This is a genomic window from Psychromicrobium lacuslunae (assembly GCF_000950575.1).
GTDB lineage: Bacteria > Actinomycetota > Actinomycetes > Actinomycetales > Micrococcaceae > Renibacterium > Renibacterium lacuslunae.
The window spans coordinates 571428-589088 of the sequence record NZ_CP011005.1 but is presented as its reverse complement, the minus strand read 5'-3'; the positions used below and the strand labels follow the sequence as shown (position 1 = coordinate 589088).

Sequence of the window (17661 nt, the reverse complement as noted above, 5' to 3'; positions counted from 1 at the left end):
CGCGGTGTGTTGCCGGTCAGCGTACCTTTTTGATCGGCAACACACACAGCGCGCCGAGCACGGCCATCACCACGGCGGCTATAAAGAGCGCCCGGTAATTGCTGGCACCGCCACCAATGGCCAGTAATGGCACCGAGATCACGGGGACCAGGACCTGAGCGAGCAGATAGGACAAGGCCACCACGCCGAGGTCCTTGCCCGCTTCAGCCTTGCCGGGCAACACCTCGGTCATCAGCGCCACATCGACCGAGATAAAAGCGCCCTGAGCCATCCCGGCAATGGCTATGCCGATCAAGAATTGCGGGATGTCGTGAGCGGCAATCGCGACGCTCAAGCCGATCGCGGTAAGCAGCACCGAAGTCCAGATGAAGACCTTCCTTCGGCCGGTGCGATCTGAAAGCCAGGCCGAGATCATCGTGGTCAGCAGGGCAGCCACCGAGTAGACGGTGAGTACGGTGCCGACAGTGGTGGCCGCCTGATCGCTCGGGACCTTGAGCTCGTCAATCAGATAGTTCAGCATGAAAGTGGCAATAGGCACGATTGACATGGTGACCAGCAAGCGGCACCACCAGGCCCAGGCGAAATCTGGAAACTTGATCGGATTGACCCAGTAACTAGAGAGCAAGCCTCGCAAATCAAGTGGAGCGGGCCGCTCGGTACGCACAATATCGCGCAGCACTAAGACCAGACCGACCGTGGCCAGCAAGCCGATCAACACCGGTACGCCGAACCACCAGATCGGACCGGCGGGCAAGGAACCGATCAAGAAGCTGCCGACAATCAGCGCAAGGCTCGAAGAAATACCAAAAAGTGCTGAGACTCGAGCCCTGATATAGGTGGGGATCTGATCGGCGAAAAGTGCTTGAATGCAGGCGGCTGCTGCGCCGAAGCCAATCTGCGCAACCGCCCAACCAACCCCAATCATCACCGGGTTGGCCGCGGTGGCAATCACCATGATTCCGATTGAGCCAATGATCGAGCCGCCCAGAATGAAGGGCCGACGGATCCCCCATCGCGACATCGATCGGTCGCTGAGCCGCCCAGCGAGTGGGGTTACCAACATCACCACCACACCACCAATGCCCACGATCACCGCAAGCACCTGGTTTTTGCTCTCTGGCACCATCTCGTTGAGCAGCAGCGGCACACTGACCCCGGAGGAGGTCAGCGCTACTAAGTTCGCGCCGAACCAAGCGACTAAGAAAAGCGGGATGAACCAGGGTGACTGTGGTTTCCCGGGCACGTCGCGAACTTTGGCGACGCCGGACGGCCGAGCACTCAGCTCAGCAGCTTCCGGCGGATTAACTTCTGAGGAAAGCGACATCTTTGTCTCCTGTTTATCTCCTGGGAGTGAGTGATGGGACGGCCCCCCGCCGTCCCTAGAGCTGATCGCGCTGAACCGGGAAAGGTTCGTCTAATCGTGGAGCTTCTTGAAAATGCCAATAATCACATCGCTGGCCACTCGAGCAGCCGGTGAGACGCCCAGGTTGCCGCCGCTGGTGTGAGTTTGACCGATATTTCGGACGCAATAGGTGGCCACGCCCGCTTGACTGAGCCGCCCCGCGTAAGCTTCACCATCGGCCCGCAGGGGGTCGTACTCGGCGGTAAAGATATAAGCGGGCGGCAAGCCGGAGAGGTCTTCGACGAGTAACGGTGAAGCGTAGCGGTGGGTTCGACTCGCGGCGTCCGGAATATAGTCCTCGACCAGTTTGAGCAGGTTCTGACCGACCGCCTCGCTATCCATATTCAACTCATCCAACATGCTGAAATCTAGATGGCCTCGACTCAAATCCAGCGCAGGTACTTCGAGAACCTGGGCCGCCACCGGGTGCTGCGCTCGATCTTGGTTAATCAAGGTCGAAACGACCGCTAGATTTCCCCCGGAAGACGCCCCGGCCACTGCTATCCGGTCGGGGCGTGCCCCGATCTCCTCAGCATGTTGGAATACCCAGTCGAGCGCCGCATAACCTTGTTCAGCGGCCGCCGGCCAAGGATGTTCCGGAGCTAGGGCGTAACCCACCGCGGCGATAATCACCCCGGCCTCAGCAGCCCGGAATTTGTAGGCTTCACGGAACCCGGGGGCGTCAAAGCCGCCATGCCGGAAACCGCCGCCGAAGAAACTCAACACCACCGGCAAATTCGCCCCGCTTGCATTCAAGGGGTCGACTCCCGGCGGATAATGCAGCCGCACCGTGACATTGGGATAGTCAGCAAGTTCGACCACCACATCGCGAATCGGCACTTCTGGGCCGTTCAGCCCGATAACTGGCCAGCTTTGTTCCTCAGCATCAGCGACCCGCTGCCGGTAAACAGCTGCGTCCTCGCTCGGCTCGGGTTCCTGTAGGCCATGCTGGGCAAGCAGTTGCATGGCGACGAGAACGGTCTGGTCAAGTGGCATTCTAAACTCCTTGCTGAACTGCTTGTTTTTTCTGCGAGGCCCTCGCCACCAGATGTTCTTTCAATTCTTTCGCCGCTACTTGGTGCCACCGTCTAGCCGCCGCCGAGACCGCGGTAAGTCCAGAGGAAGCATGCAGTTGAGCGGTGCCGCACCACAGCCGCGCGTCGACGCCGCTTTCCAATAGCCTGGTGGCGTACTCAATGCCACTGTCCCGCACCGCGTCAAACTCGGCAACCATCACCAAAGTGGCGGGGAGCCGCTCCAAGGTGGGATACAACAGTGGTGAGGCCGCTTTGAGGGTCTCTGGATCGTTCATCGAGCCAAGATAGGCCTCAAGCAGCGTCTTCCATTGGGCGAGATCAGAAGCGGTTGCATAGAGCCGGAAGGATTCGGTGTGTTCTAGTTTGAGGCTAGCTGGAATCACTTCCAGCAACTGATGACTTATCACCGGCCCGGCGTGGTCGCGGGCGTGCAAAGCCAGCAATGCTGCGATGTTCGCTCCCGCCGAATTGCCCCCAATTCCTATTCGGCGATGGTCCCAGCCTTGTTCCGCTGCGTGCTCGGCAAGCCAGTTCAGGGCATCTACCGCGTCGTTGAGCGCTGCTGGGAACGGCTGTTCCGGCGCCAGCGCATAGCTCGTGGCGAGAATATCGCAGCCACTAGCCACCGAGCGTTCGCTGAGCAGGCGATGATTAATCTGCTCACGCGGTGTGCCTTGCACGAATCCGCCGCCGTGAAAAAATAACTGCACCGGCCGGACAAGCTCACTCGAAAGTTTGGGCCGGTAGTGGAAAACGGTCAAAAATCCAGATCGCACCGGAATGCTCAGTTCTCTGATTTCGCAGTCCGGGTTGATGGGATTGGTGAATTCCATCGCCAAGCGGTCGGAGAGTTCCCGAGCACGTGTTCGCGGGGTCTGTTCCTCGCCAGCGGCTAGACGCGCATCGAGTTCTCGATTGATCTCACTAATCCGCTGCGCCCATTCAATGGCGGCTGGCTCAGCACCCTCAGGCAGCACCAGAGCATCGCTAGCTTGCTCTTCCACTGTCGCTCTCCTTTGAACCGAAATAGTCAATCGAATCCAATGCATAAAATGCTTCGATAAAACAATACTGAAACCTAGGTCGGAGCTTGTCAAGGTGTCTCCAACTCGATTGCTAGAGTTACCTCATGCCCAGAGCAGCCGATACCACCATCCATGCCGTAGCGGAACGCGTAGGGGTGAGCATCTCGACAGTCTCCCTTGCGTTCAATCACCCGCAGCGCGTCAATGAAGCAACCCGACAGCGCATCCTGGATGCGGCCGGAGAACTCGGCTATCAACCGGCTCGCACGCCGAGCGCCAGGGCAAAAAAGGGTGCCTCGAGGATCGCTGTCTTCGCCCCGTTCAGTAGCTATGAATCGTACCGGCGGCGTCTGATGGGCGTTTTGGAAGCTTGCTCAGCCCAAGGTATCGAAGTCAGCATTTTTGACCACGAAGCGGTGGTAAGTTCCGCTTCCCCGCTGCTCGACTCGCTGCCGCTGCGGGGAGATATCGACGGCATTATTGTGATGGGCCTACCTTTTTCACCGGACGGCGCCGAGCGGATCCTCAAGTGGGGGGCCCCGGTGATCACCGTCGATCTACTTCAGGATTTCTTCAGTCAAGTGCTTGTCGATGACGAGCATGGCGGTTATCTGGCGGGCAAGCACCTGATTGCACAGGGACATCAGCGGATCGGTTTCCTGCACGAGCGGCAACACTCTTCGCGATACATCTCGGCCGGCATGCTGCGTCGCGACGGCTTAGCTCGCGCTATCGATGAAGCTGGTGGAAAGGCCGCTGGCTTCATGGTGATCGACTGCGAAGTTCCTGACGGCAGCATCGAGGCAGCGCAGCGAAATATTGCCGATTTCCTCAACGGGCATCAGCCACCGACGGCCTTCTTCGGTAATCACGATGATCTGGCCGCCGGCGCGCTCACCGGGCTGCGGGAACTCAAGGAAGGCAGCCAAATAGCGGTACTGGGCTACGATGACGGCCCACTCGCCGCAGCGCTAGGATTGAGCACGATTCGGCAACCCTTTGAAGAATCTGGCCGGGTCGCCGCAAGGCTGCTCTTCGATTCGATTGAGAATCCGGGTTCGGCCCGCCAATCCGTCTCGCTCGCACCCGAGCTAGTGCTGCGAAGCAGCTGCTGAGGCGAGTTGTTCCGGCTCAGTGGCGGACTCAGCTTAAAAGTAAAAGCTGAGTGGCTGGCTGAACGACATGACATCGTCCAGCCAACCACTCAACTGGTAAAGCTACTCAAACGGTAAAACTCAAGAACTCCAGCGGCTCGATTAGGCCGGCAGGTTCAGTACCTGACCCGGGAAGATCAGGTTGACGTCGGAAATCGCTGCAGCATTGGCATCAGCCAGCTTCTGCCAGCCGCCGGAGACCTTCAGAGCCTCGGCGATCTTGCTCAGGGTATCCCCGGCCTTGACGGTGTAGGTCTTGCCGGAAAGCTTAACGGTTCCCAGGTGGCTAGGAGCCTGCTGCACCGGAGCTTGCTGTACCGGGGCCTGCTGTACGGGAGCTGCCTGGCTGAACTGCTGGACAGGAGCTTGCTGCACCTGCTGGACAGGAGCTTGCTGCACCGGAGCGGCCTGCGGAGCAGCGCCGGCGGTACCGCTCAGGCCGAGTTTGGCCGAGCAAGCGGGCCAGGCACCCCAGCCCTGAGTCTGCAATACCCGCTCAGCGACGGCGATCTGGTCGGCCCGGCTAGCGTTCTGTGCACTGCCAGCACCGCCGTGGGAGGCCCAGGTGCTCTGTGTGAACTGCAGGCCACCGGAGTATCCGTTTCCGGTATTAATGCCCCAGTTGCCGCCTGATTCGCACTGCGCCAAAGCGTCCCAGGTGGAACCATCGGCGGCTTGAGCGGAAGTGGAGCTGACCGCGAGTCCTGCGCCAGCAATTGCGGCAACGGCTAGTACGCGTCCTGCAGTCCGGGTGATCTTGGTATTCATCATGGTGTTTCGACTTCGGCTGCCCACAACATTCGCGCGGTCGAAACCGCAGAAACTGCGCCGCTCACCGCTCCTCATTCGGTGGCTTTTTGAGACTGTCCCCTCAGCGGCTTGGGCGGAGAACAGCTAGTGTGCACGGGCGCGGCCCGTGGCTATCCAGCGACAATACGCACATTTTTTGAAGATCACAAATTGGTAACGGCTCAAAATCGGGCGTAGCTTTAGTTTCTGTGCCGCCGGATCGCCGCCATTTCGCGGTCTGACCCAGATGGCTATGAAGTAGCTAAGATTCCCCATGAAACCAGGATCCTGGCCACTGACGCAGGTTCCGGAAGCCGCTAAACTCAGCGAATGCAGACACTCATCGAGGGCCGATAAGCCGCCTAATATGGAATTGATCACAATGGACGACGGCTGCCGTCTCGCAGTGCGTACTTATGGAGAATCCACCGATCGGGCTGCGATCGTTCTCATTCACGGCGGGCCGGGAATGTGGGACTACTTCGACGAACTCGCCATCGAGCTTTCTCGCTATGCCAAGGTCTACACCTATGATCAGCGCGGGTGTGGCGAATCCGACCACACGCCTCCCTACACGATGGCCCGGTTCGATCAAGATTTAGAGGCTCTCCGAGAGTGGTCAGGCGAGGGGCAAATAACAGTGATCGGCCATTCCTTCGGTGCATATCTAGCCTTGGCCTATGCCTCCGGTCATCCGCAGCAGACTGCTTCATTGAACTACCTCAGCGGATTGGGCGTCGGTGAATGGCGAACAGAGTTCCAGCAGGCGGTGCGGGAACGCCACTCTGTTTCGGATTGGCAGCGGTTGCAACTACTCGGCGCAATGCAGCAGCGAACTAGCCAGCAAGAGCGTCAATTCCGTCGGCTCAGCTGGCAAACAGATTACGGTGATCCAGAAGTGGGTCGGCGTCTGGCGGCCCGAGACGCAGCAGAACTGCGGCCGCTCAACTATGCGCTGCATCGGGAGATATGGGCTGAATGTCGCAGTTGGGAGTCAGGCTACCTCGCTGAGTTGGCGGCGTCGGTGCGAGTGCCTAATCATTTGATTCACGGGTCCGAAGACCCTAGGCCTTATCGCGCGGTAGAAAGGCTCGCCGCGCTGACACCGAACTCTGAGTTCACCCTCCTTCCAGGATTAGGGCATCTGCCATGGCGCGAGAATCTCGGTGCAACTGTCGCAGCGTTCAACCTTCCTGTTTCTCAGGCTGCTCACTAGCATCGGACGATTGCGCTAGCAGCTTGGCATGGTCAAGGCGGGTGATCTCCGCATAGCGTTCGCCGAATTCGGCCAGCGCGTGGTCGGCGGTTTCGCCCGCACCGAGATACGCCCCAATGGTCGCCGCCGCCCCGAGTTGGCTATGCGCCCGGGCGAGCGCGCGAGCACATAGCTCGCCGTAACGCAGCAGGCTCTTGGCCTGTAATAACGCAAGATCAATTGAGCCTTTCATATCGCGGAACTGCCGAACGTAGAAGGCGACGCCTTCCGCACTGAACCAACCGAGGAAGGGATCTGACGCCGCCTGCATCATGCGCTGCCCGGCCACCACCCGCTCCCCCGGGGTGGCGAAACTCGAAGCGCCAGCAAAACGTTCCAAAACCGAGGAATTTGCCTCTTTGAGTTGCAGGAAGAGCGGCGATCCGGAGGGGTCGGTGAGCAGCACGATAGCGCAGCGAGTCCCTACACTGCCCACGCCAACCACCCGCATCGCCGCGTCCTGGAAACGATAAAGACTGAGTAAAGCGGCAATATCGGGGCTCACCGAACGCAAATAGGCTTCCACAATAGGGCGCACTCGGTCCACATCGAAGATGGGTAAATGCTCCACCAAGGGCGGTTGTTCGACAATTCGTAAGCCGCCTTCAACATCTGCGATGGCGAGCTTTTTGAGCGCCCGCTCCGAGGTGTTTCGCTCCGCTTTCCGCAAGGTCTTAGCGGTAACCTGCTGAGCTGCCTGGTCCATCGAACTAGCAGCCCGCAGAATCTCGGCTTTCGAGATTCGCTGGTAGTACCGGTCCAGCGCTGGCATGGTGGCGAGCCGACGAATTGAGATCCGATAAGCCGCCGCTGTGCCAACCGCAGCCTTGCCAAGATCTTTCGCACTCAGGTTTTGTTGCTCTCCGGCCAGCACAATGCTGCTGACCAGCCGTTTCACATCCCATTCCCACGGCCCTGGGGTGGTTTCATCAAAGTCATTGAGGTCGAAGATGAGCTCTCGATCCGGCGCTGCGTAGACGCCGAAGTTCGAAAGATGTGCATCGCCGCAGGCTTGCACATAGACCCCGGTACTCGGCGTGCCCGCCAAATCGGCGGCCATCACCGCTGCCGCGCCGCGGTAGAAAGCGAACGGCGACTCCGACATCCGCTCGAAGCGCACCGGAACTAGCGGTTGCAGGCGGCCACGATTCTGCTCCGCCAAAATCGCCAACGGGTCGCGGTCCGCAGCCGGACTGAACTCGGCCAACCGCTTTCGCGGTATCGCCGCCCGAAGCTCCTTGCCGCGTTGCCGTTGTTGCTCGGCAGAATCGTTATGCACTACTTGATGGGTGGAAGAAATCATCAGGTCCCCTGCTATTGGTTTACCGAATCATACCCACGGAACCTCGCCAATCAGCGGTTCAGTTAGACACTACCTTGCCTAAATCATCGACAATCTCGGCCCCATCCAGGTGCTCCAGTACCTGGCCGGGCAGGATGATTTTGGACTTGCGCACCCCGGAGCCAATCAAGATCAGCGGTTGCTGAAGTACTTCGGCATCGATCAGGATTGGCCATTCCGACGGCAGCCCAATCGGGGTGATGCCGCCAAATTCCATTCCGCTGAGTTCGACGGCACTCTCCCTCGGCAAGAAGGAGGCCTTACGCACGTCAAGACGCTTGCGCACCACCCCATTGATATCGACCCGTTTGTGGAACGGCACCAGACAAGCCGCTATCCGTTCGACGCCTTCGCGCTTGCCCGAGACAATCACGCAGTTAACAAGTATTTGCGGGTCCAGTTGATAGCTTTCCATGGTGGAGGCGGTGTCGGAGATTTCCGGGTCGATTTCCACCACTCCTACTTCGGCGGCGGCGCTAAATCTGCTCAAGTATTCGGCCGTCGAAGTGGCCAGTAGCTCGGGCCGCGATAACGCGGCCGTGGTTTCCAGGGTGCCTAAGGAATAGTGAGCCATTTCCTCATTCTGCCGCATCCGCTCCACCACCCGGAACACCGGCGACGATCACCGTGGCGGCAAGTTCAGTGGAGCTTCGGACCTGCACGCTCAGCCCCTGCTCGGCAAAAAGTTCAGCGCTGGCAGGTGCTTGCCGTTCGCTGGTTTCCATCACGATGTGTCCCCCCGGCGCTATCCAGTTGGACACTTCCGCAGCGACCCGACGCTGGATATCAAGGCCGTCCTGGCCGCCATCGAGCGCACTGGAAGTTTCGTAGAGCCTGGCTTCGGCGGGCATCAGGGCGATTTCCTCGGTGGGCACATAAGGAGCATTGACCACCAGCAGCGAAACCCTGCCGCGCAAGATCGCTGGTAAAGCCTCAAAAAGCTCTCCTTGGTGAACGCTGGCTTGGGCTAGTGACAGCTCAGTACCGGCAGTGCTGCTAGTACTAGCAGCACCGGCAAAAGACGCCAAGTTCTGTCGTGCGCAGCCCACTGCTGCCGGATCCAGGTCGGCGGCATGCACTTCGGCAGTGGGGCGAGCGGTGGCAATGGCTGCGGCGATACCTCCGGCTCCGCAGCATAAGTCGACGACTATCGGCTTGCTCGCGGCAGGCAGCAGCCGGAGGGCCTGGTTCACTAAGAACTCGGTGCGTCGTCGCGGCACGAAAACACCCGGAGCGACTGCTATTCGCAAGCCGTAGAACTCGGCCCAGCCGAGCAGATATTCCAGTGGGAAACCATCAACCCGACGCTGCACAAGACTCTCCCGCTCCCGCTGATTTTCTGTTTCCGCAATGAGCAGCGCCGCCTCCTCTTCAGCGAAAACGCAGCCGGCCGCCCGCAGTCGATCTACTATCGTCGAATAGTCGCTCTGTTCCACCGGCTCAGCGTATCGTCGCCCCACGATCTTCGCGAGCCGTTCTAGCTTGCCCAGGCGCTCCGAATTGACCAGGCGTCGTGCCGCCTATCGGCAACCCCTTGGCCCGACGAAACCGCTGGGTCAACAGCGGCTGACCAATCAAGATGCCAAAGAACACCATTCCCAGGCCCCCTACTTGCTGGCCATTCAACAGCTCGCCAGCCAGGACCACGCCAAGAAACACCCCGGTGACCGGATTGAGCAGGCCGAGCAACCCGGCTGAACCGAAACCCAGATGTCTCAAGCCAGCGAACCAGGTAACAAACGCTACCGCGGTGGCAATCACCGTGACATACCCAAAACCGAGCAGGGAAGGCATCGTCAAAGCGGGCGGCGCCCCTTCAAAACCGATCGCCACCGGTATCAATAGCAATCCACCGGCAACGAGTTGCCAACTGGTCAGAGTGAGGATTTCCAATTCAGCACCCCATTTTTTGCTCAGCACATAACCGCAAGAGGACAGCAGCATGGCCGCCACCGAGGCAAGTACCCCGGGAGTCGAGACGCCATTGCTCGCGGTGCCCAGCAGCAACGCCACCCCAGCGACGCCGAAGACGGCCCCCACACATTGCAATACCATCGGTCGCTCGGCGAGCAGCAGCCAGGCCAAGCCCATCATCACTAATGGCGAGGTGGCCATAATCGTGGCAGCAATACTGCTTGGTAGCAGTTGCGAGGCTAGGTAAATCAAGACGAAGAAGGCCGCGACGTTGAGCGTGCCGAGGATTAACGCCTTCCACCACCACGAACCGCTGGGCAGCTTCCGAACGAAGATCAAGAGCAGCAAACCCGCCGGCAGGGCGCGGAAAAGCGCCCCATATAGCGGGTAGTCCGCGGGCAAGAAGTTCCGTGTCACGTAGTAGTTACTCCCCCACGCCACCGGAGCGATGGCCACGATCAACAACCAGCGAAATTTACCTTCCATGGAAACTATTATATCTTCCTCGGAAGGTAAAATAACAGAGTGAGTGACTCTTTAGATCATGTGGCCAGGATTCAAGCCCAGTGGCGGCAGGAACGTCCCGAGCTAGATGTCAGCCCGCAGGGGGTGATTGGACGACTGCACCGTTTGGCGGGATTTCTCAGCGAGGAACTCGCCGTGGTCTATCAGCGCTTCGGTTTAGGCGAGGGGGACTTTGATGTGTTGGCAGCGCTGCGCCGGGCGGGCGCGCCTTTTGAACGCGCACCAGGTGAGCTGGCATCCTTCACGATGGTGACCACCGGCGCCATCACCAAACGGATAGACCGTCTAGAGCGCGCTGGGCTGGTCAGCCGCAGGGTGAGCGAAAGCGATGGTCGAGCTCGGGTGGTGGGACTGACCGACGCCGGACGTCAGCTCATCGACCAGGCCTTCACCGAGCATATGAAGAACGAACACCGGCTATTGTCGGTGTTGTCCGAGCCTGACGCCAAAGAGCTCGAACGGCTCCTAGCCGGCTGGCTCAAGTATTTCGAGGGCTAAACCCCGCCCGACAAGCCATCGAGTTCGGAGATCTGCACGTTATGAGGGCCTCATAACGTGCAGATCTCCGAACTCGGCAGACACCGCATGGGCGTACGACGCTGCCTGGGTCTGTGGTGGTGCGTGCGTGTTCAATTTTCCTGGCGGAGAAGGTGTTCGCTGAAGAGATGAACTTGCCTCCAGGAACTCAACGCCAGCGGTTTTCCTCACGCTTTTCCTCACGCCTTTCCTTGCGCGCCACGATCGAACGTCGATTACTGATTAACTATCGGATGGACCCGGCGCTGGCTCAAAGCATGTTGCCAGCGCCACTGCGAGTGCGACTCGTCGACGGAAGTGCGCTAGCCGGGATCTGTCTGATCCGGCTCGGCCAGATCCGGCCGGACGGAATAACCGGCGATTGGCTCCCGGCTAGTTGGGGCTGGCGGGCAGAGAATGCCGCGCACCGGATCGCGGTGGAGCGGCCCGAGGACCCAGCGCAGCAGGGCGTCTATATTCCGCTCCGCCACAGCGCCTCCTGGCTTCCGGTGCTCGGCGGCGGCCGGGTCTTCCCGGGGGCTCACCACAAAGCACGATTCACGGTGGCCGAGACCGCCTCCCAGTTCAACATCAGAATGACCTCGGCCGAGGCGCAGCTCGAGGTCGAAGCCCGCGCCTCAATGGGATGGCCCAGTACCTTGTTCGGCAATCTTGCCGAGGCATCTACTCTCTTCGCCGAAGGCAAGGTTGCTTGGTCCCCGGGACACCAACAGGGCGTCGTCGAAGGCGTCCGACTAGGCACCGAACGCTGGCAGATCGAAGCTGCCGAGATGCTCAGCCTGAGCTCTTCCTTTTTCGACACCTTGCCCAGCTCGGCGATCAGCTTCGATAGCGCACTATTGATGCGTAACATTCCCAGCTATTGGAGCTCAGCAGGAACTTTGCTGGCAGAAAGCCTTCCGAGCACTGAAGCCAGCCGGTAGCTTGGAGGAATGCCCACTCTGCTCCCCCGCCCTAAGACTCTGTTGCCTCGAACCGGTCAATTCAACCTCGGCCCGGAGACCACGATCTCCGCCCCTAGTGAACTTTTCAATGAACTGAGCTGGCTGCAATCGGCGCTTCGCCCGGGGAGCGGCTTAGCGCTGCGAGAAGCTACCGAGGGCAGCATCCGGCTGGCACTTTCGACCGAGCTGGCCGCCGAAAACTTCCGTTTGGAGATCACCGAGGAACGGATCGATATCACTGGTGGCGATGCAGCGGGAGTGTTCTATGGTTGTGCTGCGCTTTTGCAGCTACTTCCGGCTGCGGTCTATCGCAAGGCCGCGGCACCGGGGGTGGCCTGGTCAGTTGCGGCCTGCTTGGTCGAGGATGGTCCGCGCTTCCAGTGGCGTGGCGCAATGCTTGACACCGCTCGGCATTTCCAGCCCAAACACGAAGTGTTGCGCTTCATTGACCTGATGGCGATGCACCGGCTCAACGTGCTGCACTTCCACCTGACCGAAGATCAGGGTTGGCGGATCGAGATCAAACGCTACCCGCGGCTCACCGAAGTTGGCAGCTGGCGGACCGAAACCCAGGTCGGCGCTTACGACGGCGCACCCGCCGATGGCCGGCCGCACGGCGGTTTCTACAGCCAAGACGATATTCGGGAAATCGTTGCCTACGCGGCACAGCGTCACATCACAGTGGTGCCCGAAATTGAGTCTCCGGGTCACGTGCAAGCCGCCCTGGCAGCCTACCCAGAACTGGGCGTAACCGGCCAGCAACTGCCGGTCTTCACCCGGTGGGGTGTGAATCCGAATGTGCTCAACCTTGAGGATTCCACGGTTGAATTCTTCAAAAACGTGCTCGACGAAGTGATGGAGCTCTTCCCCTCGCCGTTCATCGGCATTGGTGGCGACGAGTGCCCCAAGGAACAATGGCTCGCCGATCCGCGCACCCAACAGCGGATGCTCGAACTCGACCTGCACGACGGTGAAGGCCTGCAAGCATGGTTCATCAGCCAACTCGCCGAACACGTCACCGCCAAGGGCCGGAGGATCTTCGGCTGGGACGAGATTCTGGAAGGCAGCGTCCCGCAGAACGCCCTGGTCGCGTCTTGGCGCGGGATGACCGGCGCAGTCACCGCCGCGAAGCGCGGTCACGACGTGATTGCCTGCCCGGACGACGTCGTCTATCTGGACTACCGGCAATCTGAACTGGCCGAGGAACCAATTCCAGTGGCGATCGCGGTCAGTGTGCAGGACGCCTACGCTTTCGAGCCGGTGCCCGCCGAGCTCAGCCCCTCGGAGGCCAAGCATGTGCTCGGCGGCCAGGCCAATATTTGGACCGAACACATGGATTCACCACGCACCATCGACTATTTCGCTTTCCCTCGACTGTGCGCTATTGCCGAAGCGCTGTGGAGCTCCGCCGAGCGAGACTTCGCCGATTTCGAGGTGCGCTTAGCCGACCAGCTAGCACGACTGGACGCTATCGGTGTGGAGTATCGGCAGGCTAGTGGACCGCTGCCCTGGCAACAACGCCCGGGGGTGATTGGCCGGCCGGCCAGCCGTGAGGGCCGCGAAGCGTTCATGGAACAGCTGGTGGCTAATATCGCTGATCGGTAGTCCCACCACACCGCATTGCGCCGCCGTCACTTGACAGTCGCGTGCTCTTCCCGGGCTGCTGCTTCCTTTGATGTCGTGAGATGACCACGAGATGGCTTAGTCAGTTCCGGCTAGTGCCAGAATGGCTAAAGATCTCACCACCACAAGGAGCCGCTATGTCATCGCTGGGTCGGCCGCTGCGCAAGCTCGGCTTCCTCACCATCGGTCTTTTCGACGAACACGATCCGCGGACCGGTCATGAAGCCACACTGCGGATCATCGAACTCGGCGAAGAACTGGGCTTTGACAGTGTCTGGCTACGGCAACGGCACCTGCAATTCGGGATTTCTTCTCCGCTGACCGTGCTGGCGGCCGCCAGCCAGCGCACCAAACGAATTGATTTCGGCACCGCGGTGATCCCGTTGGGCACCGAAAATCCGCTCCGACTGGCCGAAGATCTGGCTACCGTCGATCTGCTTTCCGGCGGCCGGTTGAACCCCGGGGTGAGCGTTGGCGTGCCCCTGCACTATGAGGATTACAAGGAGCATCTGTACCCGGATAGCTGGGCGCAGGAAGATTTCAGTTACCAGCGGGTCGAGCGCCTACTACATAATCTGCGGGGCGAGGCAGTGAGCCGCTTTGCCGGTCAGGAGACCGCTGTCGAAGCCTTCTCGGATCGGGTTCAGCCGCATTCACCCGGGCTGGCGGCACGAGTTTGGTACGGCGCAGGCAGCCTGCGCTCCGCGGAGTGGGCCGGGCAACACAATCTCAATCTGCTGATTAGCAGCGTCACCAGCGCCGATGAGTCAGCGAGTTTCGACGAGGCCCAGCTCAGCCAGGTAGAACGCTTCCGATCCCTGCACTCGGCCGGTCATCAAGCCCGGGTCTCTCAGGGCTTGGTGGTGATTCCGACCGACAGCGCGAGCGTCGAACAAGCTAAGCGTTACCGCGAGTACGCCGCCTCCCGATTCGAGCGGACCCTCAGCCCGCAAGGCCCACGAAGGATGCTATTTGCACCGGATCTGGTTGGCAGCTCGGAGGAAATCGTCGAAAAACTCGCTGAGAACCGGGCCTTCGGCGAGGTCGAAGAAGTCGCCTTCGCGCTGCCGTTCAGCTTCGGGCAGGCTGACTACGAGCAGATCCTGAGCGATATCGCCGGTGCACTGGCACCGAAGCTGGGATGGCGTCCGGCCGACGGTTAGACTTCAGCCCAAGGCAGGAACAAGTGGAGGAAAAGCGATGAAACTAGTTCAAGTTGCGCAGCACGCCAAGGATCTTGACCGGGCGACGGCGTTCTACCGGGAGTTGCTGGGCGTCGAACCCACCGCCCGTTTCGTGCCCCCTGGCTTGGTCTTCTTCGACCTCGACGGCGTCCGCCTGCTCCTCGACGATAAAGCCCCCTCCGCGCTGCTTTACTTAGCGGTGCCAGATGTCCGAATCAGCATCGAACAATTCCGCGATCGGTTCCGGGTAGTCTCCGAAGCCGCGGTAATCTTCCATCACGACGACGACACGCTCGGCCCCGCGGGCACCGATGAGTGGCAGGGTTTCATCGAAGATCCCGAGGGCAACACCGTGGGCTTGGTTAGCCAGTTGCCGAGCTGAGAATTCTCTGCCCGAGCCTCCAATCGGAGAACTCCCAGGCGCGGTCGATATAGTGGAGGGTCTCTTCGGAGCGTCAGCACACCTCCACTATTGGCAGCGAGAACTCATTGGGCATTTCAGCACTTATTCTTTCCGTGATCGGCCTGAATATCTACGCCTTCGCACTGGTTTTCGTCCGATCTTGGCTCTATAAGCAGCCGGTGTACCGGCCGATGCTGTGGAACATCTGGCTCTCGGTCTTGCCCGTTTTTGTACTGACCTTTGGCATGCTGTTCGCCTTTATAGTGACGGCGCTGACCGTTGGCTTAGGTACAGTCGGCCAGTTGATCGGCTGGCTGGTGATGGCTGTGGTGCTGCTCGCTTGGCTTCTGCTGCTACCAAATTCGGCGTATCTGATCACCGAACTCAATCTGAATCATCGAGTGGAGGAAGAGACAACACCGCTGTGGTACGACATTATTAGTGTGCTCGCCCTAGCGATGTCCGGGGTGGTAAATATGGTGGTCAACCTCTTCTTGGTCACCCTGATCTTCGTCGCTTTCTTCTTCAAAGATCTCTCCGGAGTGCACGCGGTAGGCACCGTAGTATTCTCCGTTGCGTTGATCGTCCTAGTCAGCTTCGGCGTCTATTTGGGCCGTTATCTGCGTTTCAATAGCTGGGATATCCGGCATCCCAGTGGCATGTGGCGTAAGGCTCGTGAACACTTCGGGCAACCCCGGGCAAGCAGGGATTGCGTGGTTTTCGTGCTCACTCACTCGATCTTTTTCGGGCTCATGTATGGCTGCATTGCGCTTCCGGTGCTGCAATTAATTGTCTACACCGACTCTTTGCAGAAGGCGCTGCTCTAAGCTCCTGCCGCCAGCTCGATATCGCGGTGCCGCTAGCGGCGGCCCAAGAAAATCGGGTTGCTGAGAGCCGCCATCGGGCCGAGCTGCAGTTGGGCCCCCATTCCGGTTCCGGAGCCCGGGCTGCCATCGGCGAGTGGGTGCCGTACTTCGACCCGAACATAAGCCGCTAGCTGCGGCGTGGTGAGCCAGTTAGCGCTACCTTGGCCACTAGCGGGCAAGGAAATTTGCTGGGTCTGGCCTTCGTCGGTGATAAAGCGCACCACCCCGTTGGGCACCCCGGAAACAGTAGCGGTCACGGTGACCGGGGTGCTGGCACTGACCTCGAGCCGCTCACCAATCCCGGCGCTACGTTGTTTGCCGCCGCTATCCCCTGGCACCGTGGCGACCTTGAAATCCAGGGAAATATCGGCAGATTCAGCGATCCAGCTCTGCCCGGCGCTAATTCCTCTCAGCAGCGCATCACGGGATAGCCGATCCGCGCGCACTACATTGTGCGGCAAGCCGATCTGTTGCGGCGCGCTGTGTGCGTCGGAGTTGCCCATCGCTGGCACCCAGGAGTCATCGCGGCCCCGGGCGTAGCGCACTAGCATGGCATCCCAAGTGTCGACGGCGGATTCGTCGTCAGCTGTCCATGGCCCGTTCCAGACCTCGACAGCGTCAGCCTGCTCATAACCGAACTTCCAACGGCAACCGACATAGGGACAATACGGGTGGGCGGGCACCAAAATGGCACCGGAACGGTGAATCTGCTGCGCGGCCTTGCCGAAGAACTGATCGCGAGCGCGGTATCGCCAATCAATCCAGTCCCCCGCAGGCAGCCCGAGTGCCAAGTAATGCCCATTGCGGGTGGTAACTTCCTCGCCAGTCAAGATCAGCAGATCCGGCCCGGCCAGCGGACCCCAGACACTGTGCGAAGAGGAGGTGTTGTGTTCGGTGCTCACCATGAAGTCGAGCCGAGCAGCCCGCGCCCCGGCAGCGACTTCTTCCGGTGTGCGGCGACCATCTGAATAGACGGTGTGCAGGTGGCAATCGCCTCGGTACCAACCGCTACCCGTTCCCGCGATCTGCTGTGGCGGATAGCTCGGCTTCGCTGCTTTGCCGTCGGGACCGTAGTCGAGCGTGACCTTGACGGTGTAATCCAGACCCTGGGCTGCGACTTGATAAGGCCCGAGCACCACGTGCCAGGTGCCACGCTTGACCCTGCCCGGCAAATAGCCCGGGGTCGCTTCGCTCGCGGAAATGCTAAATTCGGTGCGGAACCCGCCTGACCAGCCACGAAAACCCTTGCCGCCGAGCTCGAAGCCGCGCTCATCGAAGATGCCAATATCGCAGGAATTACTGAGTAAGCCGCTGGGCACTGTGGGTTTGCTGTAGCTGTAGGAGACCGAGATTCGATTGACCCCGGTGGGCACTTCGACCGGCAGGTATACGAAGTCGGCAGCGCCGGGTGCTAGGTGGCCGGTGATGGTCTGAGTCTTGCTGCTTCCATTGGGCGCAGTGGCGAAAGCCGCCGGCGCGAGCATCAGCGAATTGCCAGCCAGTGCTGCGGTGGCGGTGCTGGCAAGCGCCGCCGTGACGAAGTGCCGTCGCGACGGTTTCGGCTCGTGGTTTACTGTGCCGCTCTGCTCAGAAGAGATAGACGTCATGGTGCCAGTCTGCTCAGCTTCAGTGAACAGCTGGTTACCAGAGGCTGAACGAAG

At 60.1% G+C, this 17661-nt stretch carries 17 protein-coding genes; 8 read left to right on the top strand and 9 right to left on the bottom strand.

Annotation, left to right across the window (positions count from 1 at the left end):
- Positions 1-16 precede the first annotated feature (16 nt).
- The 3 genes from UM93_RS02705 to UM93_RS16990 all read right to left on the bottom strand — a co-directional run bounded on the left by UM93_RS02705 (position 17) and on the right by UM93_RS16990 (position 3443).
- Positions 17-1324 carry an MFS transporter gene (locus UM93_RS02705; RefSeq protein WP_052663556.1) on the bottom strand — a complete coding sequence of 436 codons (1308 nt, stop codon included), beginning with the start codon at positions 1322-1324 and terminating at the stop codon, positions 17-19.
- Between the two features lie 90 nt (positions 1325-1414).
- Positions 1415-2398, bottom strand: coding sequence for an alpha/beta hydrolase (locus tag UM93_RS02700; RefSeq protein WP_052663554.1), 984 nt, complete (start codon positions 2396-2398; stop codon positions 1415-1417).
- Between the two features lies 1 nt (position 2399).
- Positions 2400-3443 (bottom strand): alpha/beta hydrolase, encoded by a 1044-nt coding sequence (locus tag UM93_RS16990; protein ID WP_052663552.1) that lies wholly within the window; start codon positions 3441-3443, stop codon positions 2400-2402.
- Positions 3444-3568: 125 nt separating this feature from the next.
- On the opposite strand from UM93_RS16990, the gene UM93_RS02690 reads away from it, so the two are divergent.
- Entirely contained in the window at positions 3569-4579 is a 1011-nt protein-coding gene (locus UM93_RS02690; protein ID WP_045073502.1) for a LacI family DNA-binding transcriptional regulator, read from the top strand.
- A gap of 141 nt (positions 4580-4720) precedes the next feature.
- Here the strand turns inward: UM93_RS02690 and UM93_RS02685 are convergent, their stop codons facing one another.
- On the bottom strand, positions 4721-5389 hold the full coding sequence (locus UM93_RS02685; RefSeq protein WP_045073500.1) for a LysM peptidoglycan-binding domain-containing protein: 669 nt from the start codon (positions 5387-5389) through the stop codon (positions 4721-4723).
- 385 nt (positions 5390-5774) lie between these two features.
- Here UM93_RS02685 and UM93_RS02680 point away from each other — a divergent pair, with 385 nt between their 5' ends.
- A complete protein-coding gene (locus UM93_RS02680; RefSeq protein WP_045073498.1) occupies positions 5775-6623 on the top strand; it encodes an alpha/beta fold hydrolase in 849 nt (282 codons plus the stop codon).
- Here UM93_RS02680 and UM93_RS02675 read toward each other — a convergent pair.
- Genes UM93_RS02675 through UM93_RS02660 form a run of 4 tightly spaced genes read right to left on the bottom strand, consistent with a single transcriptional unit; the run spans position 6592 to position 10404 of the window.
- Positions 6592-7965 carry a DUF2252 domain-containing protein gene (locus UM93_RS02675; protein WP_045073496.1) on the bottom strand — a complete coding sequence of 458 codons (1374 nt, stop codon included), beginning with the start codon at positions 7963-7965 and terminating at the stop codon, positions 6592-6594. The two genes, UM93_RS02680 and UM93_RS02675, sit on opposite strands and share 32 nt — an antisense overlap.
- 58 nt (positions 7966-8023) lie before the next feature.
- Positions 8024-8578: a YbaK/EbsC family protein gene (locus tag UM93_RS02670; RefSeq protein ID WP_045076754.1), complete on the bottom strand. Its 555-nt coding sequence runs from the start codon at positions 8576-8578 to the stop codon at positions 8024-8026.
- 4 nt (positions 8579-8582) lie between these two features.
- Positions 8583-9440, bottom strand: a complete 858-nt coding sequence (locus UM93_RS02665) for a putative protein N(5)-glutamine methyltransferase (RefSeq protein WP_157874080.1) — start codon at positions 9438-9440, stop codon at positions 8583-8585.
- Between the two features lie 4 nt (positions 9441-9444).
- A complete protein-coding gene (locus tag UM93_RS02660; protein WP_082056994.1) occupies positions 9445-10404 on the bottom strand; it encodes a DMT family transporter in 960 nt (319 codons plus the stop codon).
- Between the two features lie 39 nt (positions 10405-10443).
- On the opposite strand from UM93_RS02660, the gene UM93_RS02655 reads away from it, so the two are divergent.
- From UM93_RS02655 to UM93_RS02630, 6 genes are all read left to right on the top strand, one after another.
- The gene (locus UM93_RS02655) at positions 10444-10941 is read left to right on the top strand and encodes a MarR family winged helix-turn-helix transcriptional regulator (RefSeq protein WP_045073492.1); all 498 of its coding nucleotides are present in this window, start codon (positions 10444-10446) and stop codon (positions 10939-10941) included.
- A gap of 167 nt (positions 10942-11108) precedes the next feature.
- Positions 11109-11903, top strand: a complete 795-nt coding sequence (locus UM93_RS02650; RefSeq protein WP_157874079.1) for a DUF2071 domain-containing protein — start codon at positions 11109-11111, stop codon at positions 11901-11903.
- A gap of 9 nt (positions 11904-11912) precedes the next feature.
- Positions 11913-13529 (top strand): beta-N-acetylhexosaminidase, encoded by a 1617-nt coding sequence (locus tag UM93_RS02645; protein ID WP_045073490.1) that lies wholly within the window; start codon positions 11913-11915, stop codon positions 13527-13529.
- 155 nt (positions 13530-13684) lie between these two features.
- On the top strand, positions 13685-14710 hold the full coding sequence (locus UM93_RS02640; protein WP_045073488.1) for an LLM class flavin-dependent oxidoreductase: 1026 nt from the start codon (positions 13685-13687) through the stop codon (positions 14708-14710).
- A 37-nt stretch (positions 14711-14747) separates the two neighbouring features.
- Positions 14748-15113, top strand: coding sequence for a VOC family protein (locus tag UM93_RS02635; RefSeq protein WP_045073486.1), 366 nt, complete (start codon positions 14748-14750; stop codon positions 15111-15113).
- Positions 15114-15220: 107 nt separating this feature from the next.
- Positions 15221-15961, top strand: a complete 741-nt coding sequence (locus tag UM93_RS02630) for a DUF1361 domain-containing protein (RefSeq protein ID WP_052663548.1) — start codon at positions 15221-15223, stop codon at positions 15959-15961.
- 32 nt (positions 15962-15993) lie between these two features.
- Here the strand turns inward: UM93_RS02630 and UM93_RS02625 are convergent, their stop codons facing one another.
- Positions 15994-17607: a CehA/McbA family metallohydrolase gene (locus UM93_RS02625; RefSeq protein WP_199921803.1), complete on the bottom strand. Its 1614-nt coding sequence runs from the start codon at positions 17605-17607 to the stop codon at positions 15994-15996.
- Between the last annotated feature and the right edge of the window lie 54 nt (positions 17608-17661).